Genomic DNA, 26,563 nt, shown 5'->3' on the forward strand with positions numbered 1-26,563 from the left:
AGCCCGCAACGTCACAACGCAGAAGATTTTGTTTTCCGGAATAGAAAAACTATCAATGACCAGCCCCGCTTACCTTAACGCGCTCCGTGCATTCGAGGCCGCAGCGCGACACCAGAGTTTCTCGGCCGCCGCGGCCGAGCTCAATGTCACTCCCGCAGCCGTTGGGCAACAGGTGCGTAATCTCGAGTCGTGGCTGGGCATCGCCCTGTTCATGCGTTCGAGCAGCGGCTCGGCGCGCCTGATGCTCACTGACGCCGCTCGCGCGGCCCTGCCGGATATCAGGGAAGGGTTCGATCGTTTGTCCATAGGCCTTGCGCGGTTGAAGGACGCCAGCGTGCATGCCGGGCTGACCGTCACCGTAAGCCCGGCCTTCGCCTCGAAATGGCTACTGCCGCGGATCGAGCGCTTTCAACACGCCTACCCGACGCTGGACGTGCTGCTGGATACGAACGCCCGGTCCGTGGATTTCCAGGTCGAGCAGATTGACGTGGGGGTTCGCTACGGCGCGGGGAAATGGCCGGGGCTCACCGCCGTGCACTTGATGGACGAAGTGATCTTCCCGGTCTGCTCGTCGGATTTCCCGTTGCTTGAGGGTGGCCGTCTTGCAGCCGATGCCTTGGCGCAGTGCACGCTGATCCACGACCTGTCCATGGCCAACGACCGTGACTATCCCACCTGGCGCATGTGGCTGGACGCTTCCGGTTTCAACCAGATCAAGTCCGACCACGGCCTGCGGATCAACAATTCGGCTTCGGTACTGCAAGCGGCCATCGACGGCCAGGGCCTGGCACTCGCTCGCAGCGTCATGGTGCGCGACGACCTGGCGGCGGGTCGGCTGATCCGGCCGTTTGCGGACAAGGGCCTCGACTGCCCGCTGACCCAGGCTTACTACGTGGTGTACCGTCCCGAATGCAGTGAACTGCCCAAGGTCCAGGCCTTCAGGGACTGGCTGCTCGCCGAGGCCGGGCGCGCGGCCTCAGAGGCCTAGATCAGGCGAAGCGTCCTTGAGCCAGACCCGGGCACCTTGCGCGCCCGCCCTGGCTTCGAGAGGCTCGCCCGGCGGCAAGCGCATCCAGCCCAGGGGCTGCAAAGTGAAGTCCTCGCCCTGCAGTTCGCCTTCCAGCACCAGGAGTTCCAAGCCCCGCGGGTTGGCGTGCACATGAAGGCTGTCTGCCGGATAGCGTTGCACGCAAACACGCTCGTACTCGCTCTCGAACAGCAGTTGATCGTCGCGTGCATCAAGCAGCACAACAAGTGGCTGCCGGTCCTGGCGATGAAACTGGCGCAAGCGCACGAAGATCATGCAGCCAGCGCTTGCTCCGGGAGCATGCCGGCTACCTGGAGGGTTGCGCACGTACGTGCCCGCCGGGTATCGACCATGCTCATCCTCGAAGACGCCCTCCAGCACCAGGAACTCTTCCCCGCCGCAATGGGTGTGCGCACTGAATGCACTGCCGGGTGCATACCGCACCAAGGAGGTGGCCCTTGCCTGTTCACCACCGACCCGATACAGCGGCCGCCGGTACACCCCTGCCAGTGGACTGCGGACCCACGGCTGCGTGGCACCCTGCACGATGGACCTGAGAGAGTGGTCTGCGTTGATCAACGGCTTCATCACAATTGCGCCCGCCCCCCGTCGACGACCATCTCGGCACCCAGCATGTAGCTGGACGCATCACTGGCCAGGAACAGCACTGCCGCGGCAATCTCCTCGGCCCGCCCCATGCGACCGATGGGCGCTTGCGCACCGACACGCTCGGCATAGGCGCGATACGCTTCGACGCTTTGATTGGGCTGATGATGAATGGGGGTCTCAATGGCGCCAGGGCTGACGGCGTTGACGCGGATGCGTCGTTCCAGCAACTCGGCCGAAAGCGTGCGCGCGAAGCTGCGCACGGCAGCCTTGGAGGCAGACAACAACGCCCGGCCTGGCGCGCCGACCTGGTTCAGCCAGGACGTAGACAGGATGATCGACCCCCCCGGACGCATGATCGGCTCAACGGCCTGCACCGAGAAAAAGACCCCTTTCACATTGATGTCCATGAGTTCGTCGTAGCGCTCCTCGGTGGTGCTCGACAACGGTGTGCCAAAGGCCACCCCGGCATTGGCGAAAAAGATGTCCAGGCCGCCGAACGCTTGCTCGACGGTCGCTGCCATCTGCCGCAGTTGCTCGCGTGATCGCACATCCGCCACCACCGTGATGACGCCGGGACCCAGCGCTCTGCGCGCCTGTTCCAATTTCTCCGCATCGCGGCCGGTGATCGCCACGCGCGCGCCCTGCTCCAGCAACTTCTGCGCCGTTGCCAGGCCGATGCCTGAATTGCCGCCCGTGATCAGGGCTGTTTTTCCGGTGAGCATAGGACACTCCTGCAGCGAGCCGGGTGGTCGGGAACGTGGAGTGCATCGGCTCGCAAGTTCGCAGGATGGAACAAAGCCGGGCCATGGGACGACTGATTAAAACTATGCATGCGCCGTAGAAAATCTTTGTTGCGAGCAGTCCGCTACAAGGAAAAACATGTGGCCATCAGCGACCAAAGAGCCGGCCATCAAAGCCATCTCGGCGGCAATGCGAAAGTTTTTCTATCAAACGGAGCCTTCTGCCGATGACAACGATCACCCCCATCGGCCGACGCGAACGTCGTTTTCCCGGCTGGGTCTTCCAAGCGATGGTGTGCCTGGTGGCCTTTGCGGCCAATTCCATTTTTTGCCGGCAAGCGCTGATGCAGGATCAAATCGACCCTGCGTCATTCACCGCGATCCGCCTGCTCAGCGGTGCTGTGTTCCTGCTGTGCCTGATTCGGTCGCGCCAGCCTCGGCCTGCCATGGGCGGCAGTTGGCGGGCCGGTCTGGCGCTGTTTCTCTATGCTTACTTATTCTCCATTGCCTACGTCCGACTCGGTGCGGGCGTAGGCGCCTTGATCCTGTTCGGAGCCGTGCAGGTGACGATGTTCGCCTGCGCCTGGAAACAGGGCGAGCCGGTTCAGAAAAAAGCGCTGATCGGCATGTCCGTGGCCTTCTGCGGCCTGCTGGCCCTTTTACTACCGGGCGCCGACACCCCACCCATGGGCAGCGCCCTGCTCATGGCGGTCTCGGGAATGGCCTGGGGAGCCTACTCACTGCTCGGCAAAGGCTGCGCCAACCCACTCGCAGACACCGCCGGCAACTTTGCCAGAACCCTGGCAATGCTGTGTGTGCTCGGCCCGATCATGCTCCTTGGCAGCCACCCGCGCCTGAGCGTGCCCGGCGTGCTTTATGCGCTGGCTTCCGGCATCCTGGCCTCTGGCTGCGGCTACGCGCTCTGGTATGGCACGGTCAAGAAAATCAGCGCACAACACGCCGCAACGCTGCAGCTCGGCGTGCCCATCCTCGCCTCGCTGGGCGGCGTATGGCTGCTGGATGAACCCATGTCGATCCGCTTGTTGACGGTCTCCATCGTTGTGTTGGGCGGCATTGCACTATCACTTAGGGCGCGAATCGCGTGAAGACCAAATCATGGTTCCGGACCCGGGCCTGATGGCAGGCGAAACAGGTCTGGTGCTGGGCCTCATCGGCGGGTTTGCCGTTGATGAAGCGACCGAATCCCCAGCCGCCGGTTGACGCGTATTTCTGCGAGTCCTTGACCATGACCTGGACGGTGGTGGCTGCGCCAGGGATCGAGGCCGGCTCGAATTCCGGCGACTGGACGTGCTTCCAGGCCAGCTTCACCAGCACCGTGCCGTCGGGGAACGGCAGGGTTGCATCCTGATAGGCCTTCATCGCCAGGCCATTGCCCACCACGGCTCGGAGCTCGTTCAACGGCGCGGCTTCCTGGGCCGGGGCGATCAGGGCCCATTGGCGATAGCCCTCGGGAAGTTTCACGCCATAGATCGGCGAAACCTCGCCGCCCCCGTCATCGCCCAGGACCAGGCCAGCCGTGCCCCATGTCGCGGCGGCCACGGCGGCGGACATCGCCAGATGCTTGAGTTTCATCGCTGCTCTCCAGTAAGGATGCTGTGGTTACTTTGTCGAGGTACGCAACGGCCGGAAGGCTTCGCGCAACGCTTCGCTGAACAACTGGGGTTGCTCCCAGGCCGCGAAGTGACCGCCCTTGCTGACTTCGCTGAAGTAGGACAGCGTTGGATAGGCACGCTGGGCCCAGGTCTTCGGCGCGCGATAGATTTCGTGCGCGAATACGGTGATCGCCACCGGGACCTTGATGTCCGTGGTCTTTTGCGCGGCGGCGCTGAAGTTATTGTTGTTGTTCTCCCAGTAGAAACGGGAGGACGAGGCGCCGGAGTCGGTCAGCCAGTACAAGCTGATGTCGTCGAGCATTTCATCGCGGCTGAGTACGCGCTCAGGCTGGCCGTCGCTGTCGGTCCAGGCCGCGAATTTCTCGTACATCCAGGCCGCCGTACCGGTGGGCGAATCGGCCAGCAGGTAACCGATAGTCTGCGGTCGGGTTACCATCATTGCGCCGTAGGCGGCATTGCGGCCGAAGAACGTGCTCAGCGAGCGGTAGGCCGTGCGTTCCGGTTCGGTCAGCCCGGCCGGAGCCGGATCGCCGCTGTTGATCGGTTTCACCAGTTCCGGCGGCACGGTCGCCGGCATGTTCAAGTGGATCCCCAGCAGTCCAGGCGGCGCCAGGCGCCCCATAGCGTCGGAGATCACCGAACCGTGATCGCCGCCCTGGGACACGTAGTGGCTGTAGCCCAACCGCTTCATCAACACGTCCCAGGCTTTCGCCACCCGGTCGGGGCCCCAGCCCAGTTCGGTCGGCTTGCCGGAAAAACCATGACCGGGAATCGACGGAATCACCACGTCGAAAGCATCCTCGGCGCGACCACCGTAGGCAGTCGGGTCGGTCAGCGGGCCGATCGTCTTGAGAAATTCGAACTGCGAACCTGGCCAACCGTGGGTGAGAATCAGCGGCATCGCGTTGGGGTGGCGCGAGCGCACATGGATGAACTGGATGTCGACACCATCGATGGTGGTGACGAACTCCGGCAAGGCGTTGAGCCTGGCCTCAGCCTTGCGCCAGTCGTAGCCGTCGCCCCAGTATTTGACCAGTCCCTGCACCTGGGCCAGTTGCACGCCCTGGGAGGTGTCGCTGACCGTTTCCTTGTCCGGCCAGCGCGTGGCGGCGATGCGCTGGCGCAGTTCGGTCAACTTGGCTTCCTCGACGTGAATGCGGTACGGGCGAATGGCCTCCGACCCGGCTTGTGCAGCGCTGGCGACGGGGTCCTGCGCAGCCGAGGCCTCGGCGCTGGCGGCGAGCAAGGCTAGACCGAGCGCGCTGGCCGCACCGGCTGAAACCAGGTAACGCTGCCAGGTAAAAACGAACGGGGCTGCAAGCATGGTGAATCTCCTTTTGATGCCCAGGGGGACGGCAACGGCCGTCTCGACGCAGGCCATTTAAGGCCGCACGGGTATCGCGGATGTGTCACCAACGGGCGCTAAAGCAACAGTCCGTATCGCAGTGGGGGCTGGATACACAGGGATACATGGGTGGCGAGGGGTTGGGAGAGTGGCGTGGGAGAAAGGCGGCCGTCCGATCACTGCGCCGCGTGTGCCTGCTGATACTCCCGTGGCGTACAACCAAACTCGCGCCGGAACACCGTGTGCAGGTACTGCGCCGATTTGAAGCCGCACCGCTGGGCAATATCGGCAATCGGCGAGTCGGTGTCGTCGAGCCCGCTGGCGGCAGCGGCCAGCTTGAAGCGCAGGATCTCGTCGTGAACGCTGCACCCGCGCACCTTGCGAAAATGCGATTCCAGGGATGAACGCGACACACCGACATACGCCGCCACCTGGGCGGTCTTGATGCCCTGGCAGGCGTATTGGCGGATGAACAGCAGCGCCTGCATGACGTAGGGATTGCCCAGCGGCTGGTGCAGGCTGGAGACCTGCACATTGATCGCGTCCGGCGGGACCAGGATCTGCGTGCCCGTGGACGGCATGCCGTGGAGCATCTGGTGCAGCAGGCGCGCCGCGGTCCGGCCCATGGTTTCGGTGCCCTGGATCACCGAACTCAGTGGCACCCGCGTCAGGCTGCGGGTCAGCGGATCGTTGTCGATGCCGATCAACGCCACCTGCTCCGGGACGGCGATCCCGGCGGTCAGGCAGGCTTGCAACAGTTGGCGGGCGCGGGCGTCGCTGACGGCAATGATGCCGATGGGTTTGGGCAGGCTTTGCAGCCAGGCGATCTGCTGTTCGACGGCGCTGTCCCAGAGCGGCGCGCTGGTGCCCATGCCGCGGTAGATCTCGGCGGGCAGGCCGTCGCGCTGCACCAGGCGGCGAAAGGCTTTTTCCCGCTCCTGGGCCCAACGATTGGCCTGTGCCTCGGGCAGGCTGAAACAGGCGAAGCGCGTCAGGCCGGCCTCGATCAAGTGCTCATAGGCCAGCGTCATCAACGCGTCGTTGTCGGTGGCGACGTAAGGGATACCCTTGGGGTAGGCCCGCGCATCCTGGTAGGAACCGCCCACTGCCACCACGGGCAGCTTGATCCCCGCCAGCGCCTCACCGATCAGCGGGTCATCGAAGTCGGCAATGATGCCGTCGCCCTGCCAGCGTTCGATGCCCTTGAGGCGACAGAGGAAATCCTCTTCGAGGAACAGGTCCCACGAGGCGCGGGTGCTGCTCAGGTAATTGCCGATGCCACTGATGATCCCACGGTCGTAGATCTTGCTGCCGTTGAACAACAGGGCGATGCGGTGAACGGGCGGGACGGTTTTCATTGTTTGAACCCTTGGCCGATGGACACAGACTAGGCTTGCCCGCGCCCAAGCTCAATACAAAATCGAACGGCCCGTTGGTGATTTTCATAATCAGCAGCCTCAGGTCCGGCGCTAGTATCGAGACACCGCCAAGAATAAAAAGGACACAGCCATGCCGTACTTCCCCGGTGTCGACAAGATTCGCTTCGAGGGTGCCGCCAGCGGCGCGCCCCTTGCCTTCCGCCACTACGACGCCGACAAGCTCATCCTCGGCAAGCCCATGCGCGAACACCTGCGCATGGCGGTCTGCTACTGGCATTCGTTCGTCTGGCCGGGGTCCGACGTGTTCGGTGCCGGCACGTTCAAGCGCCCCTGGCAGCACGCCGGCGACCCCATGGAACTGGCCATCGGCAAGGCTGAAGCGGCCTTCGAGTTCTTCAGCAAACTGGGCATCGACTACTACTGCTTCCACGACACCGATGTCGCCCCCGAGGGCAGCTCGCTGCGCGAGTATCGCAACCATTTCGCGCAGATGGTCGATCACCTGGAGCGCCATCAGGAACAGACCGGCATCCGCTTGCTGTGGGGCACCGCCAACTGCTTCAGCAACCCGCGCTTTGCCGCCGGCGCGGCAAGCAACCCGGACCCGGAAGTCTTCGCCTGCGCCGCCGCCCAGGTGTTCAGTGCCATGAACGCGACCCTGCGGCTCAAAGGCGCCAACTACGTGTTGTGGGGCGGCCGCGAAGGCTACGAAACCCTGCTCAATACCGACCTCAAGCGCGAGCGCGAGCAACTGGGCCGGTTCATGCGCATGGTGGTCGAGCACAAGCACAAGATCGGCTTCAAGGGCGACCTGCTCATCGAACCCAAGCCCCAGGAGCCGACCAAGCATCAATACGATTACGATACGGCCACGGTGTTCGGCTTCCTCCAGCAGTTCGGCCTGGAGCGCGAGATCAAGGTCAACATCGAGGCCAACCACGCGACCCTGGCCGGGCACAGCTTCCACCACGAGATCGCCACCGCGACGTCGCTGGGGATCTTCGGCAGCATCGACGCCAACCGGGGCGATCCGCAAAACGGCTGGGACACCGACCAGTTTCCCAACAGCGTCGAGGAAATGACCCTGGCCACCTATGAAATCCTCAAGGCCGGTGGGTTCACCCACGGTGGATTCAACTTCGACTCCAAGGTTCGTCGCCAGAGCGTGGACGATGTCGACCTGTTCCACGGCCATGTCGCCGCCATGGACGTCCTGGCCCTGGCCCTGGAGCGCGCGGCCGCCATGGTCCAGGACGACCAGTTGCAACGGTTCAAGGACCAACGCTACGCCGGCTGGCAGCAGCCGTTCGGCCAGGCAGTGCTGGCGGGCGACTACAGCCTCGCGGCCCTGGCTGAACATGCCTTCGACAACGCGTTGAACCCCCAGGCGGTCAGTGGCCGACAGGAGATGCTCGAGAACGTGGTCAACCGGTTCATCTACCCCTGACCCAGGGCTGCACCGGGAGCCTGCGAGGCTGTGACATTCGCGCGACAAATCTGTGCCCACACCGCCGCGCAACACTCTACAGTCTTACCGGCATCCCGCTCATCGTCAGGACGTGTCTTTCAAACAACAATAAAAGGACGCACTACCATGAAAACATTCAAACGCACGTTGCTCGCCGGCGCCCTCGCCCTGCTCTCCCTCCCGGTCATGGCCGACGCCGCGCACCCGAAAATCGGCTTCTCCATCGATGACCTGCGCCTGGAACGCTGGTCGCGGGACCGCGACTACTTCGTCGCGGCAGCGGAAAAACTCGAGGCCAAGGTCTTCGTTCAATCGGCAGACGCCAACGAGCAGAAGCAGATCTCGCAGATCGAGAACCTCATTTCCCGGGGGGTCGACGTGATCGTCATCGTGCCATTCAACGCCACCGTGCTCACCAACGCCGTCGCCGAAGCCAAGAAGGCCGGGATCAAGGTGGTGTCCTACGACCGGCTGATCCTCAACGCCGACATCGACGCCTACATTTCCTTCGATAACGAAAAGGTCGGCGAAATGCAGGCCAGCGGCGTGTTGCAAGCGGCGCCCAAGGGTAATTACTTCCTGCTCGGCGGCGCCCCCACGGACAACAACGCCAAGGTGCTGCGCGAAGGCCAGATGAAAGTGCTGCAACCGGCCATCGACAAGGGCGACATCAAGATCGTCGGCCAGCAATGGGTGAAGGAATGGAACCCCACCGAAGCCCTGAGCATCGTCGAGAACGCCCTGACCCGCAACAGCAACAAGATCGACGCCATCGTCGCCTCCAACGACGCCACCGCAGGCGGCGCGATCCAGGCCCTGGCGGCTCAGAAAATGGCCGGCAAGGTGCCGATCTCGGGCCAGGACGCCGACCTGGCGGCGGTCAAGCGGGTGATCGACGGCACCCAGACCATGACCGTCTACAAGCCACTAAAGCTGATCGCCACCGAAGCCGCCAAGCTCTCGGTGCAACTGGCACGCAACGAGAAACCCACCTACAGCTCGCAGTACGACAACGGCAGCAAGAAGGTCGACACCATCCTGCTCACCCCGACCCCGCTGACCAAGGACAACATCGACCTGTTGGAAAAGGACGGCTTCTACACCAAGGCGCAAATCGCCGGGCAATGACCTGAAGCCAAGCCCGAGGTTATCAGTCACTGTGGGAGCGAGCTTGCTCGCGATGGCGGTGGTTCAGCTGGCATCCCTTTCGGATCTGCTGCCGCTATCGCGAGCAAGCTCGCTCCCACAGGAAACTGGCTGACATCAGGGCAGTGCCTAGCCACTGATTATGTGTGAGTCCTTGCCATGTCCGATTACCTGCTGCAAATGAACGGCATCGTCAAGACCTTTGGCGGTGTCAAGGCCCTGAACGGCATCGATATCAAGGTCCGGCCCGGTGAATGCGTCGGCCTGTGCGGCGAGAACGGCGCGGGCAAATCCACGCTGATGAAAGTCCTGTCGGCGGTCTACCCCCATGGCACCTGGGAGGGCGAAATCCTCTGGGACGGCCAGCCGCTCAAGGCGCAATCGATCAGCGACACCGAAGCCGCGGGGATCGTCATCATCCACCAGGAACTGACCCTGGTTCCCGATCTGTCGGTGGCCGAAAACATCTTCATGGGCCATGAGCTGACCCTGCCCGGCGGGCGCATGAATTACCCGGCGATGATCCATCGCGCCGAAGCCCTGATGCGTGAGCTCAAGGTGCCGGACATGAACGTCTCGCTGCCGGTGTCCCAGTACGGCGGCGGCTACCAGCAACTGGTGGAAATCGCCAAGGCCCTGAACAAGCAGGCGCGCCTGCTGATCCTCGACGAGCCCTCCTCGGCCCTGACCCGCTCGGAAATCGAGGTGCTGCTGGACATCATCCGCGACCTCAAGGCCAAGGGCGTCGCCTGCGTGTACAGCTCCCACAAGCTCGACGAAGTGGCCGCCGTGTGCGACACGATTTCGGTAATCCGCGACGGCAAGCACATCGCCACGACCGCCATGGCCGACATGGACATCCCCAAGATCATCACCCAGATGGTCGGGCGAGAAATGAGCAACCTCTACCCCACCGAACCCCATGAGGTGGGCGAGGTGATCTTCGAGGCGCACCACATCACCTGCTACGACATCGACAATCCCAGGCGCAAACGGGTCGACGACATCTCGTTCGTGCTCAAGCGTGGGGAAATCCTCGGCATCGCCGGGCTGGTCGGCGCCGGTCGCACGGAGCTGGTGTCGGCGCTGTTCGGCGCCTACCCCGGCCGCCACGAAGGCGAGGTCTGGCTCGACGGTCAGCCGATCGATACGCGCACCCCGCTCAAGGCGATCCGCGCCGGCCTGTGCATGGTCCCCGAAGACCGCAAGCGCCAGGGCATCATCCCGGACCTGGGCGTGGGCCAGAACATCACCCTGGCCGTGCTGGACACTTATTCACGCCTGACCCGCATCGATGCCGAGGCCGAGCTGGGCAGCATTGACAAGGAAATCGCGCGCATGCACCTCAAGACCGCGAGCCCGTTCCTGCCGATCACCAGCCTGTCGGGCGGCAACCAGCAAAAAGCCGTGCTGGCGAAAATGCTCCTGGCCCAGCCCCGCGTGCTGATCCTCGATGAGCCGACTCGCGGGGTGGACGTCGGCGCCAAGTATGAGATCTACAAGCTGATGGGCGCGCTGGCAGCCGACGGCGTGTCGATCATCATGGTCTCCTCGGAACTGGCCGAGGTGCTGGGGGTGTCCGATCGGGTGCTGGTGATCGGCGAAGGCCGGCTGCGCGGCGATTTCATCAACCACGAACTGACCCAGGAACAGGTGCTCGCCGCCGCGCTCAGCCATCCCGATGGCCATCACAATAATGATCGGAAGTCCGCGTAGATGAATCAGGTCAAACAACTGTTCTCCCGCTACAAAATGCTCGCGCTGGTGATCGCCGTGGCGATGATCTGGCTGTTCTTCAGTTGGCAGACCGAGGGCGGGTTCCTGACCCCGCGCAACCTTTCCAACTTGCTGCGGCAGATGTCCATCACCGGGATCCTGGCCTGCGGCATGGTGCTGGTGATCATCAGCGGCGAGATCGACCTGTCGGTGGGGTCCTTGCTGGGGCTGTTGGGTGGGCTGGCGGCGATCCTCGATGTGGTCTACCACATCCCGCTGCTGGCGAACCTGAGCCTGGTCGCCCTGTGCGGCCTGGTGATCGGCCTGGGCAACGGCTACATGACCGCCTACCTGCGCATCCCCTCGTTCATCGTCGGCCTGGGCGGCATGCTTGCCTTTCGCGGGATCCTGCTGGGGGTCACCGGCGGGACCACCATCGCCCCGGTGTCGCCGGAGCTGGTCTACGTCGGCCAAGGCTATCTGCCGCACGCCGTGGGCACCGGGCTGGGCGTGGTGCTGTTCGCCCTGACCCTGTTCCTGACCTGGAAGCAGCGACGCAACCGCGCCCTCCATGGCCTGGCGGCACATTCGCCGGTGCGTGACGGATTGCGCGTAGTGCTGATCGGCGCGGTGCTGGCCGGCTTCGTCTACACCCTCAACAGTTACGACGGCATTCCGGTTCCAGTGCTGCTTTTGCTGGTGCTGCTCGGCGTGTTCAGCTACGTCACCAGCCAGACCGTGTTTGGCCGGCGGGTGTATTCGGTGGGCAGCAACATGGAAGCCACGCGCCTGTCGGGTATCAACGTGCAAGCGGTGAAGCTGTGGATCTTCGGCATCATGGGGGTGATGTGCGCCCTGGCTGGTGTGGTCAACACGGCACGCCTGGCAGCGGGTTCGCCCTCGGCCGGCAACATGGGCGAACTCGATGCCATCGCCGCCTGCTTCATCGGTGGCACGTCGATGCGTGGTGGCTCCGGCACGGTCTACGGCGCCCTCCTCGGCGCGCTGGTCATCACCAGCCTGGACAACGGCATGTCGATGCTCGACGTCGACAGTTACTGGCAGATGATCGTCAAGGGCAGCATCCTGGTGCTGGCGGTGTGGGTCGATGTGAGCACCCGCACCGGACGACGCTGAGCCGGGTGGGTGGCGATGGCCCCGGCGCCGTCGCCACCGCGTGGCACGGCACGGGCCAAGGGCATTTTTTGGTCTATAGTTTCCAGCGAACCCGTTGATACACCTTTTCGCATGGACGCAATCGGGAGCTTCGGCCATCCGTCTCTCCCCGGCGGCTGTCCGCTGACCTGGAATGCCGGTACAACGCACGGAGCACATCATGTCGATCCAACGGACGAGTGGACTGAGGCAGGCTCGCGGTGTCGCCACCGATGCATCGCCCCGTCTCCCAGCCCGGCTCTTTCGACATGGCCTCGATCGCATCAGGGAAGCCTACGTCCTGCTACCGCTGCTGGCACTGCTCCTGCTGATCGCCCTCTGGTCCGCCACCCTCTATCTCATCCAGGTCGAACAAACCCGCGCCCAGCGCAACGCCGCGGCATTGAGCCTGGAGATCAGCGCCACTTACGAAGCCCAGATGCTGCGCGCGGTGCGTGAAATCGACCAGACCCTCAAGCTCGTCAAGTACGCCTACGAGGCGCAAGGCGAGCACAACCCACTCACCGGGCTCAGGGAGCGAGCGCTGTTGCCGCCGGCCCTGTTGTTCGACGTGAGCGTGGTCGACGCCGACGCCCAACTGGTGGCCAGCACCCGCGCCAACGACACCAGCCATGGCAATGACCCGCAAGAACTGCGCACGCTACGGCACAACGACACGCTGCTGGTCAGCCGTCCCTGGAAAGACCCGCGCTCCGGAGAATGGCGATTGCGCTTCAGTCGGCGCCTCGATGGACCGCAGGGCACGCTCTCGGGCATGGCCCGCGTCGAGGTGGACGCGGCCTACTTCGTCAGCAGTTATGACCCTTCGAAACTTGGCGCCCAAGGGGTACTCGGGCTGCTGGGCACCGACGGGGTGTTTCGGGTCCGGCGCACCGGCGATACCCTGCTGGCGGGCGATACGGTCGACTACGCAGCGCTGGTGCCAGACACCGAGGACACCCAGGCGCTGCTGCTGGTCAACCATTGGGACGGCGTGCGCCGCTACACCAGTGCCCGCCAGCTCTACGACGTTCCCCTGGCGGTGATCGTCGGGCTGTCCGAAGAGGAACAACTGCTTGCCGTGACCCGCCAGGCCCAGGTCTATCTGCACCGGGCCACCGGGGCCAGCCTGCTGCTGATCTGCCTGGCGGGCCTGCTCAGCCGGATGAGCTGGCAGTTGGCGCAAAGCCGTCTGCAGGCGGCCGAAGCCAAGGTCGCCTACGCCGAACGCGTCGAATACCTGGCCTACCACGACGGCCTCACCGCGCTGCCGAACCGCAGCCTGTTCAGCAAACTGCTGGTGCAGAACATCCGCGAAGCCAGCCGTTATCGACGCCAGATGGCCGTGCTGTTCCTCGACCTCGACCGCTTCAAACTGATCAACGACACCCTCGGCCACGATGCCGGCGACCAGTTGCTGCAAGAAGTCGCCCACCGTCTCAAGGCCTGCCTGCGCGAGAGCGACATCGTCGCCCGCCTGGGCGGCGACGAATTCGTGATCCTGCTGCCGCAGCTGTCGGATGAACAGTACGTAGGAGCCACCGCCCAGAAAATCCTCGCGGCGATTGCCAGGCCCTTCAACCTGCAAGGGCAAGAGTTTCGCGTGACGGCCAGCATCGGCATCAGCCTGTACGACCGCGACGGCCAGGACGAACAGACCCTGAAGAAAAACGCCGACATCGCCATGTACCAGGCCAAGCAACAGGGCAAGAACACCTTTCAGTTCTACTCCGAGCGCTTGAACGCCGAATCACTGGAGCGGCAAACCCTCGAACTGGGCTTGCGCCATGCCTTGGAACGGGATGAGTTCAGGCTTCACTACCAGGCCAAGCGCGACATCCGCAGCGGGCAGATCACCGGCATGGAAGCGCTGTTGCGCTGGGAACACCCCGACCTGGGCCTGGTAGCGCCCATGCAGTTCATCCCGGTGGCCGAAGAGACGGGCCTGATCGTGTCCATCGGACAATGGGTGCTGCGAACGGCTTGCCTGCAAAACGTCGCCTGGCAACAACAGGGGCTGGCACGGTTGTGCGTAGCCGTGAACCTGACGGCCCGGCAGTTCTTTGATGACGCGCTGCTGAGCGACCTTGTCACTGTCCTGGCCGAGACTGGCATGGACGCCAACCTGCTGGAACTGGAGATCGCCGAGAGCCTGCTGATGCAGGACGTCAAGGCTGCCCTCCAGGTCCTGACCGGGCTCAAGCAACTGAACGTGCGCATCGCCATCGACGATTTCGGCGTCGGCTACTCATCGCTCTCGGCCCTGCAGCAGTTCCCGCTCGACGCCATCAAGATCGACCGCTCGTTCATCCGGGACGTGGCCCGGGTGTCGGAGGAACGGGCCTTGACCGAGGCCATCATCACCATGGGGCGCAGCCTCAGCCTGACGGTGGTGGCCCAGGGCGTGGAAACCAAGGAGCAAGCCGACTTCCTGCGGGACAACGCCTGCGATGAATTCCAGGGGTTCTACTTCAACAAGCCGATGCCCGCCGAACAGTTCCAGGCCTTGCTGCAAGCGCAAGCGCCTCACCCCTAGCCCTCACGGCGGATCCGCCGGCAGCACCCGGACGCTGTCGTCCACGTCTCGCGCATCGATGTAGCCGACACTGTCGGGATGGCCGGCCAGGTAATTCTTCACCTCCGCGCTGCTGCCAAGAGTTTCAGGCGGTTGGCCCCGGCCGGTAAAAATGATCTTCGACCAGTGCGCCTTGAGCTGGGCGGCGGACTTGCCGGTGAAGCGGGTGTAGAACTCGTCGCGAATCGCCGAGCCCTCGGGCAAATCAATGGGAACGGCCTGCCCGCCATCGGGAAAACGATTGGTCTTGCCCAGGAAGATGTTCGCCACCTGGCTGCCCGCCAGCGTCTTCACCGGGCTGGCACTGGCAACGACCACCACCACCTCAGCCATCGCCAGCGTGCTGCCAGCGGACAAGACGACGCCTGCCACCGCACACCCCATGTGCCTGAGAAAGCGCATGATCGGGCCCATCAGAACACGAAATCCACGGCGACGCTGAGCAGGCTGAACGAACCACCGGGCTCGAAGTCCGGCTGGAAATTGGTCAACGGTCCGGTGGCGGTGCTGCCAAGGCGCGTGTGGTCGTACTGCAGCTTGGCGTCCATGTTCTTGGTGAAATCCCAGCGCACGCCCAGGGACAGGGTCTGCTGGCGGCTGCCTGAGCCGAGGATGCCGTTGAGCGCGCCGTTGAGCTCACCCGCCGGCCCCACGAGTTCCGGCGGCAGGTTCGAGGTGTCCAGCCCCTCGGCGGACGTTTCGCTCAGGGTCTTGGAACGTGCATAGGTGACATAGGGTGTGAACGCATTGATCCTGTAGCCGCTGCTGACGTACCAGGCGCTCATCTCGCCAAACGCCGCGTGGCTTTTGAAATGCCCCCATTCGCCCATGACGAACCAGTCGCCCGGATCGTAGATGGCGCCCACGCCGACGAAGTTGAAATGCTTGCCCTTGGTGTCATAGCGGTCGGCAATGTCGTTGCCCTGCGCGCCGAACTGCCGGAAATCATCGAACAGCGGGTTGAAGGGCTCGTAGGTCAAATGCGTCTGCTGGAAGGTGATGCGCGTGGTCAAGGCGCCGTATTCGGTCAGGTTGGAAACGCCCCACGATTCCCGGGCGCGGGTTTCACCCGTGCCATGGGGCATCTTCACCGTGCTCTGGCCCACGTTGCCCTGCACCGTGTTGGCAACATCGCCCACGTGCAGCCGGTAGCTGAGGTCCATGCCGTCGGTGCTGGTCACAGGGATCATGCTGTAGACCTCGCCCGGCGGCCGTACCCAGGGAAGCGTGTAGCCGACCTTGCGAGTGTCGGAAAACAGAAAGGCCGGCTGCACCGTGCGACCGATGCGCAGGCTGAAATCCGGCGTGACCTGGTACTTGAAGTTCGCCCACTCCAGGGAGGGCCGGTAACTGTTGTCGTAACGTTGCTCCGAAATGACCTGCACCACCGCAGAAAGCTGCGGGTTGAAACGGGCGGTCAACTGGGCCCCGATCAGGCTGTCGACATCGGCACTCCAGTCGCGGGTGTGCCCGGCACCGTTGGGCTTGTAGATGCTGGAGGTGTAGTCGGCCTTTTTCTCGTTGGAGTGAACCATCCCCACCGTGCCGAAGCTGCTCACTGAAAACGTCGGGCCCTGGGCGTCGGCGGCGTGCGCGGTGCAGGCGTACAAGGCCATCACAGCCAACGCCAGGGGGTTGAGTCGTGGCGTCATCGGTTAGTGCAGCCCTATGGCAAGGGAGATTTCATCCAGGCTCGCTGGCGCCCTGGAACGTGTAACGACATTGATTGCGCAATTGCCCGGGGAGACTGCCACCATGCGTTCTAATCCTTGTAACGTTGGCTCAGTAGGCATTCGGTGATGCCACGAACGACATTGTAGTCGACAAACCGCCACCCGCCCGGCTCATGCCCGGCCGGTCGGGCCCGAAGGCTGGGTGGGCAGTTCCAGGGTGAAGGTGGCGCCCTGCCCCGGCCCGGCACTCTGGACCTTCAATGCCCCGCCCATCTCCATGGCGGCCAGCACGCAACTGTGCAGGCCGAAACCGTGGCCATCCTTGCGGGTGGTGAAGCCGTGGGCAAAGATGCGCGTCAGGTTGTCCTCGGCGATCCCCTCGCCGTTGTCGATAACCCGGATGATCAAGGTCTGTTCCGCATTCAGCTCGCCCTGCAAGGTGATCACCGGGGGCCGATCCGCCATGTCGACCATCGCGTTGCCGGCGTTCTTGATCAGGTTGACCAGGATCATCAGCACCCGGTGCTTGTCCAACTCAACCGCCGGCAAGCCCGTGAACGCTTTCTGCACCGTGACCCGGCGGGTCGTGAGCACGCCGGCGTTCATGCGCAACGCATCCTCGATCAGTTGCTGGACCTGCACGGTCTCGCGCAGGCTGGAAGCGCCTGAATACGATTGTTGGGCCGCCACGACTTCCTTGATGTGATCGATGCTCTTGGTCAACTGCTCCAGCTCTTCGGCCATGCTTTTCTGCTCGACCGCCAAGGCCTCCACCACCTGGTTCAGGTAGCCGGGCAGCAACCTGCCTTTCTCATCCTGCGAGATGAAATGGCCGAGGTCCTCGGTGTGCTGGTTCATCAACTGCATCGCCTTGCCCAGGCCCAAGGCTTTACTGGTGCGCAGTTTTTGCGTCAGCACCTCGGCGCAAACGTTGACGCTGTTGAGGACGTTGCCCACGTTGTGCAGCACGTTGGTGGCGATCTCGGCCATGCCGGCCTGGCGGGCGACGGCCACCAACTGGGTCTGGGCTTCGGCGGTGCGCAGGCGACTCTGTGCCAGTTGCCAGCTCATGCGGCTCAGCAACACCACCAGGAACATCAACACCAGGCTGCCGGCCGCGGCCCGCCACACATAGGTTTGGGCTTGCTGGGTGACGGCCGCCAGTTGCTCCTGCTCGGACAACCCGACGATCACCGCCAGCGGCAGGTCATAAAGCTGCCGAGCGCTGGTGTAGCGCCGCACGCCGTCCCAATCGTTGGTCAGCAGCAGCGCCTGGGTGTCCTCGGTGTCCGGCACCAGCGCCGCGTAATCCACCGTATCACCGGCCTGCACCGTCTCCCCGGTGCGCCGCACCCGGAATACGCCGTCGGTGCCCAGCAACCCGAAGACGCCCTGCTCGCCGAGCTTCGAGGCATCGTAGCTGCTGACGAAATAGTTCGCGTCAACCTCGACCCTGGCGACCCCCGCGAACCCGCCATCGGCCGAACTGAGGCGCCGGCTGAAGCGCAACCGCCATTCGCCGTTGAGCGGGTTTCTCCAGGGGCGGCTGATCAATAGCGTGTCGTCGCGCCGCAACGTGCGCAGGTCGTCCGCGTCGTCGACCACTTCCGTTTCGTTGGCCCGGGTGCTGGCCACCAACCTGGCATCGGCGTCGATCACGCTCACGTCAAACAACAGCGACGGCGGCAACAATGCCCGCTCCTTCAGCCTGGGCAGCGGGTTGCGCTGGCCTTCGGCCTCGTAGGTGTACTTGACGAGCTTGAGGGTCTGGTCGATTTCATGGACCGCCCGCAGCATCTGGGCTTCATAGGTCGCGCTGACTTCCAGGCTGACTGCCGCCGCGTTATGCCGCGCCCGGGTCAGTTCGCTGGTGATGAGATACAGCGTCGTCAGCCAGATGGCCAACAACAGAAACACCGCCAGCAGCGGAAACAGGACATAGGCCTCCTTGGCATGACCGAGCCCACGCCGCAAGACGCGGCCCATGGCCTGGGAGACCGTCTCCGCGGACCTGGCGATATCAGAGGCCAACCTCAGTCCATCTGGCCGTTGAAACGACATGATGCGCTCCCTGCGTTGAACCGGCGTGTTCCTTTGCGGCGTTCGGGCAACACGATTGACTGGGGAAACTATAGATCACAAAACCGGTGCGAGCGTCGGGTGCCCAACAGCGAATGAGCGAACGAAACGCGCCCGAAAATCTCGCTGAAACCCACCCTGCCCGCTCCCACAGAGGATTGAGGGTGTAAGCCGCCTTCGCATACACCAGCAAGACCTGTGGGAGCGGGCTTGTTCGCGAAGACGGCGGCACATTCAACATCTTCATGACAGACATGCCGCTTTCGCGGGCAAGCCCGCTCCCACACGGGATTTGGGGTGTACTCAGCCTTTGCATGCACCAGCAAGACCTGTGGGAGCCGGCAAGCAAGCTTGCTCGCGATGTTCAAGCGCGCACAAAATGCTCGTCTCTTTCTGGCTGCACCTTGATCAGGACGAAAGACTCCATGCACATCAAACCGTTCTCCATCGACATCCCCGAAGACGCGCTGGCGGACCTGCGGCATCGCCTGTTGAATGCGCGGCTCCCAGAGCCGCTGGCCGGGCAAGGCTGGACTGAGGGCATGGACATCAACGTGCTACGCGACCTGCTCGCCTATTGGTCGACAACATTCGACTGGCGCGCCAAGGAAGCGGCGCTCAATCGCCTGCCGCAGTTTGTCGCCGATGTCGACGGCCAGCGCGTTCACTTCATTCATCAACGCGGTGTGGGCCCGGCTCCCATGCCATTGATCCTGACCCACGGCTGGCCCGGTTCCTTCATCGAGATGCAGCACATCATCGCGCTGTTGACCGACCCGGCCAGTCATGGCGGTGACCCGGCGGACGCCTTCGATGTGGTCGTGCCGTCCCTGCCCGGCTACACCTTTTCTGCGCCATTCCAGCAGCCCGGCAACGGCCCTTACGAAGTGGCCCGTTTGTGGGGCGAGCTGATGAGCGGGTTGGGTTATGAGCGCTTCGGTGCCCAGGGCGGAGACATCGGCGCAGGGGTTTCGACCTGGCTCGGCGTGCGGTTTCCCGAGCGGGTGAAGGGTATCCATCTCAATTACATCCCGGCTTCCTACCGCCCACCCCTTGGCGAAACCGAGCCACCGCTGACCGAAGCCGAAACCGCCTTCCTGCAACACGCCGCTGCTTTTGCCGATGCCGAAGGCGCCTACGGGCATATCCAACGCACCAAACCCCAAAGCCTTGCGGTAGGCCTGAATGACTCGCCGGCCGGTTTGCTGGCCTGGATGGGCGAGAAGATCCTGTCCTGGTGCGACACCCGCCCGGCCATTGATCACGATTGGCTGCTGACCAACGTCACGCTGTACTGGCTGACGAACTGCATCGGCTCGTCGTTCCGGCAGTACGTGGAAGGCAGCAAGCGACCGCTCGCGTTCGGCCATGAGGAGCGGGTGAGACCTGCGGTCGGCGTGGCGGTGTTTCCCAAGGAACTGCCCATGCCGCCCCGCAGTTGGGTAGAACGTTGCTGCGATGTGAAACGCTGGAGCGTGATGCCGAAGGGCGGGCATTTTGCGGCGTTGGAACAGCCGCAGTTATTGGCCGAGGACATCAGGGCGTTTTTTCGGGATTTGCGGTAATGCCACTCCGGAAAACCTTGGACTGAAGATTGGAGTTTTTAATCCGGTTCAAAAGATCGCCCCGGACTGGGCCGAACCTTTTCATCAAATGGAGGGATCCACATGAAAGTCCATACCCCGCTGCAACCTTCGCAATGCGCAAACATGGAAGATATCCGGAGCGAAATCGACGCCTTGGATCGAGCCGTTATCAAGCTCTTGGGCAAGCGCTTTCAGTACGTACTGGCGGCCTCGAAGTTCAAGACCTCCGCCACTTCGGTACGCGCGCCGGAGCGTTTCCGGGCGATGCTGGCGACGCGCCGCGAATGGGCCCAGGCCGAAGGGCTGAGTCCGGATGCGGTGGAGAAGATGTACACCGACCTGGTGAACCACTTCATTGCCGAAGAGATGAAGCACTGGTCAGCGCATCAACCTCAAAGCTGACGACAGATGTGCGCCTTTACCTACTCACAACGCAGGAATACCGCTCTTTTCCCATAGAGAAATCAACCGCACCAGAAGCGAATCAAAGCCCTGCAAGCGCTGCGTTTCGCTGTGCTTGGCCGGCGTCAAGAATTGGAAGTTTGACACTACAAAGCCATCACCTATCGTTCCTCCCCGAGACCACACCCAGGGACCGGGTGGCCCGGACGCCCTTTGAGGGTGAGGTCGTCAATGCTGTTCTATCAAGGAGCGATAAACATGTCTGGAGCAACCCAAACCATTGATGTGCTCGTCAACGTTGATGCCGATTACCTGCTCGCCCACCCCAACGATGTAGGCGGCGCAATTGCCATGCTGGTAACCCGCAGTGCCGTCGACAGCCATGCCAACATCACCAGCGGCGAAGGCGAAGGCGGTAACGAGTTGTGGTTCGATGTAAATCCCGGTGACATCATTCGCTGGCGAGCCACCACGCTGTCGCGCAATTTCGACCGCATCGCGTTGATCAAGGACGTCGAGATCGGCAACCCTCACCAGGGCGGTGATTACAAGGGCACCATTTCGAAACCGACACCCTTCAATATCCCCGGCATCCCCGTGCCTTATCTGGACAACGGTGCCCCCGGCGGTATCTCCAAGACCGATGTGACCTATACCTTCTGGCAGTCCACTGCATTGAGTCCGGGAAAGCTCTGGTACCAAATCTACTTCGTGCTGCTGGACCGCAACCTGAACCAGATTGGCCCGACCAACACGTGGGACCCCTACGTCACCGTCAATAACCAATAACCGAAAGGCAAAAAGCCCCGTGGGTGCACAGTCAGCTGTGCGCCCACGGGGCTTTGCGGACTGACGCTGCTGGCTTCCTAGGCCGCTTTTTCAAACTCCATCAATGCCGCCAATACCAACGGATGCAGGACCGCCTCGGGATGTTTCGTTTGCCAGGCCGTCAAGTCGCGACACATGGCTGGCGTCCAGAAGCTCTTGATGTGTTGGTACACGCCACGCACCGCCACCGCAGGGTCCGGTTCACTGGCGAAGTACTGACCAATCTGGTTGGCCATCTTGATCAAGTTGTCAGAACTCATCGGCGCACCTCGGCTTTCTCGGCATGACGGCGTTCCCTCAGCAGGCGGCCTTGTTCATCACTGAACGCCTGGTAGCGTTTCTGCCATTCCGAAGGCTGGCTGACCCGCACGATCTCCACCGCCGTCACTTTGTATTCCGGGCAGTTGGTGGCCCAGTCGGAGTTGTCGGTGGTGATCACGTTAGCGCCCGATTCCGGGAAATGGAACGTGGTGTAAACCACGCCCGGCGCCACCCGCTCGGTCACCTTCGCCCGCAGCACGGTCTGCCCGGCACGGCTGCCGATGCCGACCCAATCGCCATCGACGATGCCACGGTTCTCGGCGTCGGTCGGGTGGATTTCGAGGCGGTCCTCCTCGTGCCAGGCGACGTTGTCGGTGCGCCGGGTCTGGGCACCGACATTGTACTGGCTGAGGATACGGCCGGTGGTCAGCAGCAATGGATAGCGACTGTTGACCTTTTCCTCGGTGGGCACATACCCGGTGAGCATGAACCGACCCTTGCCGCGCACGAATTGCTCGATGTGCATGGTCGGCGTTCCGTCCGGCGCGGCATCGTTGCACGGCCATTGCAGGCTGCCGTGACGATCCAGCTCGGCGTAGCTGACGCGGGTGAAGGTCGGTGTCAGGCGGGCGATTTCATCCATGATCTGCGAAGGATGGCTGTAGTCCATCTTGTAGCCCAAGGCATTGGCCAGGGCGATCGTGGCCTCCCAGTCAGCCTTGCCGGCCAGCGGGTCCATGACCTTGCGCACCCGGGAGATGCGTCGTTCGGCGTTGGTGAAGGTGCCGTCCTTCTCGAGGAACGAACTGCCCGGCAGGAACACGTGGGCGAACTTGGCCGTTTCGTTGAGGAAAATGTCCTGGACGATCACGCATTCCAAGGCACTCAGCGCCGCGGTCACGTGCTGGGTGTTGGGGTCGCTCTGGGCGATGTCCTCGCCCTGGCAGTAAAGGGCCTTGAAGGTGCCATCCAGCGCGGCCTCGAACATGTTCGGGATGCGCAGGCCCGGATCGGGTTGCAGGGTCACGTTCCAGGCCTGCTCGAACTCGGCGCGGACCGTTTCGTTGGAAATGTGCCGATAGCCCGGCAACTCGTGAGGGAACGAGCCCATGTCGCAGGAGCCCTGGACGTTGTTCTGCCCACGCAGCGGGTTCACCCCGACGCCCTCGCGGCCGATGTTGCCGGTGGCCATGGCCAGGTTGGCGATGCCCATCACCGAGGTACTGCCCTGGCTGTGCTCGGTCACGCCGAGGCCATAGTAGATGGCAGCGTTGCCACCGGTGGCGTAGAGCCGTGCAGCGGCGCGGATCTGTTCGGCCGGGACGCCGCAGACCGCTTCCAAGACCTCGGGCGCGTTCTCTGGCAGGCTGACGAAATCGCTCCAGCGGGCAAAATCGGCCGCCTCGCAGCGCTGCGCGACAAACGGCTGGTCAACCAACCCTTCGGTGACGATCACATGGGCCAGCGCGTTGAGCATGGCCACGTTGGTCCCTGGACGCAGTTGCAGGTGCAGCTCGGCACGGGCGTGGGGCGAATCCACCAGGTCGATGCGACGTGGATCGATGACGATCAGCCGAGCGCCCTGGCGCAGACGACGCTTGAGCTGGGAACCAAAGACCGGGTGCGCATCGGTGGGGTTGGCGCCCATCACCAGAATCACGTCAGCCTTCATCACCGAGTCGAAATTCTGCGTGCCGGCCGATTCGCCCAAGGTTTGCTTGAGGCCATAACCGGTGGGCGAATGGCAAACACGGGCGCAGGTGTCGACGTTGTTGTTGCCGAATGCGGTACGCACCAGCTTCTGCACCAGATAGGTTTCTTCGTTGGTGCAACGGCTCGAGGTGATGCCACCGATGGAGTCGCGTCCGTACTTGAGCTGGATGCGGCGCAATTCGCTGGCGGCGTACGTCACCGCCTCGTCCCAGCTGACTTCCTGCCACGGGTCGTTGATGTGCTTGCGAATCATCGGCTTGGTGATGCGGTCCGGGTGAGTCGCGTAGCCCCAGGCGAAACGGCCCTTGACGCAGGAGTGGCCGTGGTTGGCCTGGCCGTTCTTGTCCGGGACCATGCGCACCAGTTGCTCGCCTTTCATCTCGGCACGGAAGGAACAGCCCACGCCGCAATAGGCGCAGGTGGTGATGACGCTGCGCTCCGGCTGGCCGATCTCCACCACACTCTTGTCGATCAGGGTGGCTGTCGGGCAGGCCTGCACGCACGCACCGCACGACACGCATTCGGAATCGAGGAAATTCTCACCGCCGGCCGCTTCGACCCGGGAGTCGAAACCACGCCCGCTGATCGTCAGCGCGAAGGTGCCCTGGATCTCTTCGCAAGCCCGCACGCAGCGGCTGCACACGATGCATTTGCTCGGGTCGTAGTCGAAATAGGGGTTGGAAACATCCTTGGCATCGCTCAGATGATTGGCGCCCTCGTAGCCATAGCGCACCTCGCGCAGGCCCACCTGCCCCGCCACCGTCTGCAACTCGCAATTGCCGTTGGCCGGACACGTCAGGCAATCCAGCGGGTGGTCGGAGATGTACAGTTCCATGACGTTGCGGCGCAACGTGGCGAGCTTGGACGTCTGGGTGCTGACCACCATGCCCTCGGTCACCGGGGTGGTGCAGGACGCCGGATAGCCGCGCATGCCCTCGATCTCCACCAGGCACATGCGGCAGGAGCCAAAGGCTTCCAGGCTGTCGGTGGCACAGAGTTTGGGAATGGTGGTGCCGAGCAAGGCCGCCGCGCGCATCACCGACGTACCGGAAGGTACGCTGATTTCACGTCCGTCGATGGTCAGGCTGACCTGCACCTCGCTTTCGCGCGCCGGGGTACCCAGGTCGATATCGCTGCTGGGATCGAAGATGTTGATCATTGGTCGGCCTCCGTGGTCGCCAGACCGAAGTCGGCGGGGAAGTACTTGAGGGCGCTGGCCACGGGGTAGGACGTCATCCCGCCGAGGGCACAGAGCGAGCCGTATTGCAGGGTGTCGCAGAGGTCTTGCAGCAACAGCACCTGTTCCTGGCGAACAGCGGTATCGGTACTGGCGATCAAGCGATCGACCACCTCCACTCCACGGGTGGAGCCGATCCGGCAAGGCGTGCATTTGCCGCAGGACTCTTCGGCACAGAATTGCAGGGCGAACCGGGCCATCTGGGCCATGTCGAGGCTGTCGTCAGCCACCACCACGCCGCCGTGGCCAAGCATCGCGCCCATGGCGGCGAAGGCCTCGTAATCCAGCGGGGTATCGAATTGCGAAGGCGGCACCCAAGCCCCCAGTGGTCCGCCCACCTGGGCGGCTTTCAACGGTCGACCGCTGGCAGTCCCGCCACCGTAGCCTTCCACCAGTTCCCGCAGGGTCAGGCCGAACGCGCGCTCGACCAAACCACCCTGGCGGACGTTGCCGGCCAGTTGGAACGGCATCGTGCCCAGGGAACGGCCCATGCCAAAATCGCGATAGAACTGCGCACCCTTCTCCAGGATCACCGGTATCGAGGCCAGGGTCACCACGTTGTGGACCAGCGTCGGCAGGCCGAAGAGGCCTTGCAGCGCGGGCAACGGCGGTTTCGCTCGCACTTCGCCGCGCTTGCCTTCGAGCGATTGCAGCAGCGACGTTTCTTCACCGCAGATGTAGGCCCCTGCCCCCACCCGGACTTCCAGTTCGAAGGTGCGACCGCTGCCGGCCACGTCCTTGCCCAGGTAACCGGCGGCGCGAGCGATGCCCAGGGCGTCGTTCAGCGTACTGACCGCGTCCGGGTATTCCGAACGCACATAGATGTAGCCCAGGGTGGCGCCGACCGAGATGCCGGCAATGATCATGCCTTCGATCAACAGGAACGGATCGCCCTCCATCAACATGCGGTCGGCAAACGTCCCGGAGTCGCCCTCGTCGGCGTTGCACACCACGTATTTCTGCGGCCCCACCGCATCGCGCACGGTGCGCCACTTGATGCCCGCCGGGAACGCCGCCCCGCCCCGACCGCGCAAGCCGGAATCGAGGACACTGGCGACCACGTCCCCCCCATCCATCTGGACGGCGCGGGCCAGCCCGAGGAAGCCGCCCTGGGCACGGTAATCGTCCAGGGACAAGGGCTGGGTGATGCCGGCACGCGCGAACAGCAGGCGCTGCTGGCTCTTGAGATAAGGCATGTCTTCCACCGGCCCCAGGGCCAGCGGGTGGCTGCTTGGGTCGCCGGCCAGCGCATCCAGCAGGCTCGGCACGTCCTGCGGCGTGACCGGGCCGAAGCCCAGCCGGACGCCATCGCGTTCCAGCTCCACCAGCGGTTCCAGCCAATAGAGCCCACGGGAACTGGTACGTCGCAACGCCAGCGGCTGTTGTCGGCGCTCGGCCTCCGCCGCCAGCGCTGTGGCCACCTTGTCCGCGCCCACGGCACGGGCTACCGAGTCACGAGCAATGCAGAGCGTCAGCATGCGCCATCCTCCAGGCAACCATTGACCAGTTGGCGCAGGCGTTCCGGGGTCAGGCGTGCATGCAGCTCACCGTCCAGTTCCAGGGCCGGCGAACAGACGCAGGCGCCCAGGCAATAGACCGGCCGCAGGCTGATGCGGCCATCGGCACTGGTGCCGTGGTCGTCCAGGGACAGGTGTTCGCGCAATTGCGCGGCCAGGCCCTCGGCGCCCATGCTCTTGCAGGACTCCGCGCGGCACAGGCGCAAGGTATGGCGGGCCGGCGGCGTGGTACGAAAATCGTGGTAAAAGCTGATCACCCCACGCACTTCAGCCTGGCTGAGGTTGAGGGCATGGGCGATTTCAGGGACGGCGACGTCGGGCACATACCCGCAGCCTTCCTGGATGGCGTGCAGGATTGGCAGCAAGGCACCGGGGGTGTCCTTTTCAAGCGCCAATACACTCTGAATCAAAGGCAGGTGAAGCGTCTCATCAGGCATAAACGTACCTCGGCATCTCGAACGACACCGCCGCCT

22 protein-coding genes are annotated in these 26,563 nt (G+C 63.5%); 10 read left to right on the top strand and 12 right to left on the bottom strand.

Annotation, left to right across the window (positions count from 1 at the left end):
- Positions 1 to 55 precede the first annotated feature (55 nt).
- Positions 56 to 988, top strand: a complete 933-nt coding sequence (gene gcvA, locus AD664_RS05335; protein ID WP_053144921.1) for a transcriptional regulator GcvA — start codon at positions 56 to 58, stop codon at positions 986 to 988.
- Here gcvA and AD664_RS05340 read toward each other — a convergent pair.
- Together AD664_RS05340 and AD664_RS05345 are read right to left on the bottom strand one after the other, a co-directional pair.
- Positions 977 to 1,615 (bottom strand): cupin domain-containing protein, encoded by a 639-nt coding sequence (locus AD664_RS05340; protein WP_053007370.1) that lies wholly within the window; start codon positions 1,613 to 1,615, stop codon positions 977 to 979. The genes gcvA and AD664_RS05340 overlap by 12 nt on opposite strands.
- Positions 1,615 to 2,358: an SDR family oxidoreductase gene (locus AD664_RS05345; protein ID WP_053144923.1), complete on the bottom strand. Its 744-nt coding sequence runs from the start codon at positions 2,356 to 2,358 to the stop codon at positions 1,615 to 1,617. The genes AD664_RS05340 and AD664_RS05345 overlap by 1 nt, the downstream gene beginning before the upstream one ends.
- A gap of 245 nt (positions 2,359 to 2,603) precedes the next feature.
- Here AD664_RS05345 and AD664_RS05350 point away from each other — a divergent pair, with 245 nt between their 5' ends.
- Entirely contained in the window at positions 2,604 to 3,482 is an 879-nt protein-coding gene (locus AD664_RS05350; RefSeq protein ID WP_053144925.1) for a DMT family transporter, read from the top strand.
- Here AD664_RS05350 and AD664_RS05355 read toward each other — a convergent pair.
- From AD664_RS05355 to AD664_RS05365, 3 genes are all read right to left on the bottom strand, one after another.
- Entirely contained in the window at positions 3,463 to 3,969 is a 507-nt protein-coding gene (locus AD664_RS05355) for a cytochrome P460 family protein (RefSeq protein ID WP_053144927.1), read from the bottom strand. The two genes, AD664_RS05350 and AD664_RS05355, sit on opposite strands and share 20 nt — an antisense overlap.
- Before the next feature lie 27 nt (positions 3,970 to 3,996).
- On the bottom strand, positions 3,997 to 5,334 hold the full coding sequence (locus tag AD664_RS05360) for an epoxide hydrolase family protein (protein ID WP_053144929.1): 1,338 nt from the start codon (positions 5,332 to 5,334) through the stop codon (positions 3,997 to 3,999).
- 197 nt (positions 5,335 to 5,531) lie between these two features.
- Positions 5,532 to 6,713: a XylR family transcriptional regulator gene (locus AD664_RS05365; RefSeq protein ID WP_053144931.1), complete on the bottom strand. Its 1,182-nt coding sequence runs from the start codon at positions 6,711 to 6,713 to the stop codon at positions 5,532 to 5,534.
- A 151-nt stretch (positions 6,714 to 6,864) separates the two neighbouring features.
- On the opposite strand from AD664_RS05365, the gene xylA reads away from it, so the two are divergent.
- The 5 genes from xylA to AD664_RS05390 all read left to right on the top strand — a co-directional run bounded on the left by xylA (position 6,865) and on the right by AD664_RS05390 (position 14,755).
- Positions 6,865 to 8,181, top strand: coding sequence for a xylose isomerase (xylA, locus tag AD664_RS05370; RefSeq protein WP_042730153.1), 1,317 nt, complete (start codon positions 6,865 to 6,867; stop codon positions 8,179 to 8,181).
- A 147-nt stretch (positions 8,182 to 8,328) separates the two neighbouring features.
- Positions 8,329 to 9,330 (top strand): D-xylose ABC transporter substrate-binding protein, encoded by a 1,002-nt coding sequence (gene xylF, locus AD664_RS05375; protein WP_042730152.1) that lies wholly within the window; start codon positions 8,329 to 8,331, stop codon positions 9,328 to 9,330.
- Positions 9,331 to 9,507: 177 nt separating this feature from the next.
- A complete protein-coding gene (xylG, locus tag AD664_RS05380; protein ID WP_053144933.1) occupies positions 9,508 to 11,064 on the top strand; it encodes a D-xylose ABC transporter ATP-binding protein in 1,557 nt (518 codons plus the stop codon).
- Positions 11,065 to 12,201, top strand: a complete 1,137-nt coding sequence (locus AD664_RS05385) for a sugar ABC transporter permease (protein WP_053144935.1) — start codon at positions 11,065 to 11,067, stop codon at positions 12,199 to 12,201. It begins immediately after the preceding gene.
- Between the two features lie 199 nt (positions 12,202 to 12,400).
- Positions 12,401 to 14,755, top strand: coding sequence for a bifunctional diguanylate cyclase/phosphodiesterase (locus tag AD664_RS05390; protein WP_053144937.1), 2,355 nt, complete (start codon positions 12,401 to 12,403; stop codon positions 14,753 to 14,755).
- 3 nt (positions 14,756 to 14,758) lie between these two features.
- Here the strand turns inward: AD664_RS05390 and AD664_RS05395 are convergent, their stop codons facing one another.
- The 3 genes from AD664_RS05395 to AD664_RS05405 form a co-directional block, all read right to left on the bottom strand.
- A complete protein-coding gene (locus tag AD664_RS05395; protein ID WP_256207049.1) occupies positions 14,759 to 15,208 on the bottom strand; it encodes a phosphate ABC transporter substrate-binding protein in 450 nt (149 codons plus the stop codon).
- On the bottom strand, positions 15,208 to 16,446 hold the full coding sequence (locus AD664_RS05400; protein ID WP_053144939.1) for a porin: 1,239 nt from the start codon (positions 16,444 to 16,446) through the stop codon (positions 15,208 to 15,210). Before AD664_RS05400 ends, AD664_RS05395 begins: the two co-directional genes overlap by 1 nt.
- A 192-nt stretch (positions 16,447 to 16,638) precedes the next feature.
- On the bottom strand, positions 16,639 to 18,528 hold the full coding sequence (locus tag AD664_RS05405; protein WP_053144941.1) for an ATP-binding protein: 1,890 nt from the start codon (positions 18,526 to 18,528) through the stop codon (positions 16,639 to 16,641).
- Between the two features lie 443 nt (positions 18,529 to 18,971).
- On the opposite strand from AD664_RS05405, the gene AD664_RS05410 reads away from it, so the two are divergent.
- The 3 genes from AD664_RS05410 (at position 18,972) to AD664_RS05420 (ending at position 21,323) form a co-directional block, all read left to right on the top strand.
- Positions 18,972 to 20,111 carry an epoxide hydrolase family protein gene (locus AD664_RS05410; protein WP_053144944.1) on the top strand — a complete coding sequence of 380 codons (1,140 nt, stop codon included), beginning with the start codon at positions 18,972 to 18,974 and terminating at the stop codon, positions 20,109 to 20,111.
- A 102-nt stretch (positions 20,112 to 20,213) separates the two neighbouring features.
- Complete coding sequence (locus tag AD664_RS05415; RefSeq protein ID WP_053144947.1) at positions 20,214 to 20,534, top strand: isochorismate lyase; 321 nt, start codon at positions 20,214 to 20,216, stop codon at positions 20,532 to 20,534.
- Between the two features lie 258 nt (positions 20,535 to 20,792).
- On the top strand, positions 20,793 to 21,323 hold the full coding sequence (locus tag AD664_RS05420; RefSeq protein WP_053144949.1) for an AidA/PixA family protein: 531 nt from the start codon (positions 20,793 to 20,795) through the stop codon (positions 21,321 to 21,323).
- A gap of 77 nt (positions 21,324 to 21,400) precedes the next feature.
- On the opposite strand, the gene AD664_RS05425 is transcribed toward AD664_RS05420, so the two are convergent.
- Genes AD664_RS05425 through AD664_RS05440 form a run of 4 tightly spaced genes read right to left on the bottom strand, consistent with a single transcriptional unit; the run spans position 21,401 to position 26,527 of the window.
- Positions 21,401 to 21,622, bottom strand: coding sequence for a formate dehydrogenase subunit delta (locus tag AD664_RS05425; protein ID WP_042731834.1), 222 nt, complete (start codon positions 21,620 to 21,622; stop codon positions 21,401 to 21,403).
- A complete protein-coding gene (fdhF, locus tag AD664_RS05430; protein WP_053144951.1) occupies positions 21,619 to 24,495 on the bottom strand; it encodes a formate dehydrogenase subunit alpha in 2,877 nt (958 codons plus the stop codon). The genes AD664_RS05425 and fdhF overlap by 4 nt, the downstream gene beginning before the upstream one ends.
- Positions 24,492 to 26,051, bottom strand: coding sequence for an NADH-quinone oxidoreductase subunit NuoF (locus AD664_RS05435; protein ID WP_053144953.1), 1,560 nt, complete (start codon positions 26,049 to 26,051; stop codon positions 24,492 to 24,494). Before AD664_RS05435 ends, fdhF begins: the two co-directional genes overlap by 4 nt.
- Complete coding sequence (locus tag AD664_RS05440; protein WP_047735444.1) at positions 26,045 to 26,527, bottom strand: formate dehydrogenase subunit gamma; 483 nt, start codon at positions 26,525 to 26,527, stop codon at positions 26,045 to 26,047. The genes AD664_RS05435 and AD664_RS05440 overlap by 7 nt, the downstream gene beginning before the upstream one ends.
- Between the last annotated feature and the right edge of the window lie 36 nt (positions 26,528 to 26,563).

Source organism: Pseudomonas sp. P97.38, assembly GCF_001269745.1.
Classification (GTDB): Bacteria; Pseudomonadota; Gammaproteobacteria; order Pseudomonadales; family Pseudomonadaceae; genus Aquipseudomonas; species Aquipseudomonas chlororaphis_E.

Bases quoted from the DNA above. Each gene is read 5' to 3' on its own strand.
- AD664_RS05345 (WP_053144923.1), bottom strand. From the start codon at position 2,358: ATGCTCACCGGAAAAACAGCCCTGATCACGGGCGGCAATTCAGGCATC.
- AD664_RS05440 (WP_047735444.1), bottom strand. From the start codon at position 26,527: ATGCCTGATGAGACGCTTCACCTGCCTTTGATTCAGAGTGTATTGGCG.
- AD664_RS05365 (WP_053144931.1), bottom strand. From the start codon at position 6,713: ATGAAAACCGTCCCGCCCGTTCACCGCATCGCCCTGTTGTTCAACGGC.
- xylF (WP_042730152.1), top strand. From the start codon at position 8,329: ATGAAAACATTCAAACGCACGTTGCTCGCCGGCGCCCTCGCCCTGCTC.
- AD664_RS05415 (WP_053144947.1), top strand. From the start codon at position 20,214: ATGAAAGTCCATACCCCGCTGCAACCTTCGCAATGCGCAAACATGGAA.
- AD664_RS05350 (WP_053144925.1), top strand. From the start codon at position 2,604: ATGACAACGATCACCCCCATCGGCCGACGCGAACGTCGTTTTCCCGGC.
- AD664_RS05360 (WP_053144929.1), bottom strand. From the start codon at position 5,334: ATGCTTGCAGCCCCGTTCGTTTTTACCTGGCAGCGTTACCTGGTTTCA.
- AD664_RS05425 (WP_042731834.1), bottom strand. From the start codon at position 21,622: ATGAGTTCTGACAACTTGATCAAGATGGCCAACCAGATTGGTCAGTAC.
- AD664_RS05410 (WP_053144944.1), top strand. From the start codon at position 18,972: ATGCACATCAAACCGTTCTCCATCGACATCCCCGAAGACGCGCTGGCG.
- AD664_RS05355 (WP_053144927.1), bottom strand. From the start codon at position 3,969: ATGAAACTCAAGCATCTGGCGATGTCCGCCGCCGTGGCCGCCGCGACA.
- AD664_RS05435 (WP_053144953.1), bottom strand. From the start codon at position 26,051: ATGCTGACGCTCTGCATTGCTCGTGACTCGGTAGCCCGTGCCGTGGGC.
- AD664_RS05340 (WP_053007370.1), bottom strand. From the start codon at position 1,615: ATGAAGCCGTTGATCAACGCAGACCACTCTCTCAGGTCCATCGTGCAG.
- AD664_RS05390 (WP_053144937.1), top strand. From the start codon at position 12,401: ATGTCGATCCAACGGACGAGTGGACTGAGGCAGGCTCGCGGTGTCGCC.
- AD664_RS05400 (WP_053144939.1), bottom strand. From the start codon at position 16,446: ATGACGCCACGACTCAACCCCCTGGCGTTGGCTGTGATGGCCTTGTAC.
- AD664_RS05405 (WP_053144941.1), bottom strand. From the start codon at position 18,528: ATGTCGTTTCAACGGCCAGATGGACTGAGGTTGGCCTCTGATATCGCC.
- AD664_RS05385 (WP_053144935.1), top strand. From the start codon at position 11,065: ATGAATCAGGTCAAACAACTGTTCTCCCGCTACAAAATGCTCGCGCTG.
- xylG (WP_053144933.1), top strand. From the start codon at position 9,508: ATGTCCGATTACCTGCTGCAAATGAACGGCATCGTCAAGACCTTTGGC.
- gcvA (WP_053144921.1), top strand. From the start codon at position 56: ATGACCAGCCCCGCTTACCTTAACGCGCTCCGTGCATTCGAGGCCGCA.
- AD664_RS05420 (WP_053144949.1), top strand. From the start codon at position 20,793: ATGTCTGGAGCAACCCAAACCATTGATGTGCTCGTCAACGTTGATGCC.
- xylA (WP_042730153.1), top strand. From the start codon at position 6,865: ATGCCGTACTTCCCCGGTGTCGACAAGATTCGCTTCGAGGGTGCCGCC.
- AD664_RS05395 (WP_256207049.1), bottom strand. From the start codon at position 15,208: ATGGGCCCGATCATGCGCTTTCTCAGGCACATGGGGTGTGCGGTGGCA.
- fdhF (WP_053144951.1), bottom strand. From the start codon at position 24,495: ATGATCAACATCTTCGATCCCAGCAGCGATATCGACCTGGGTACCCCG.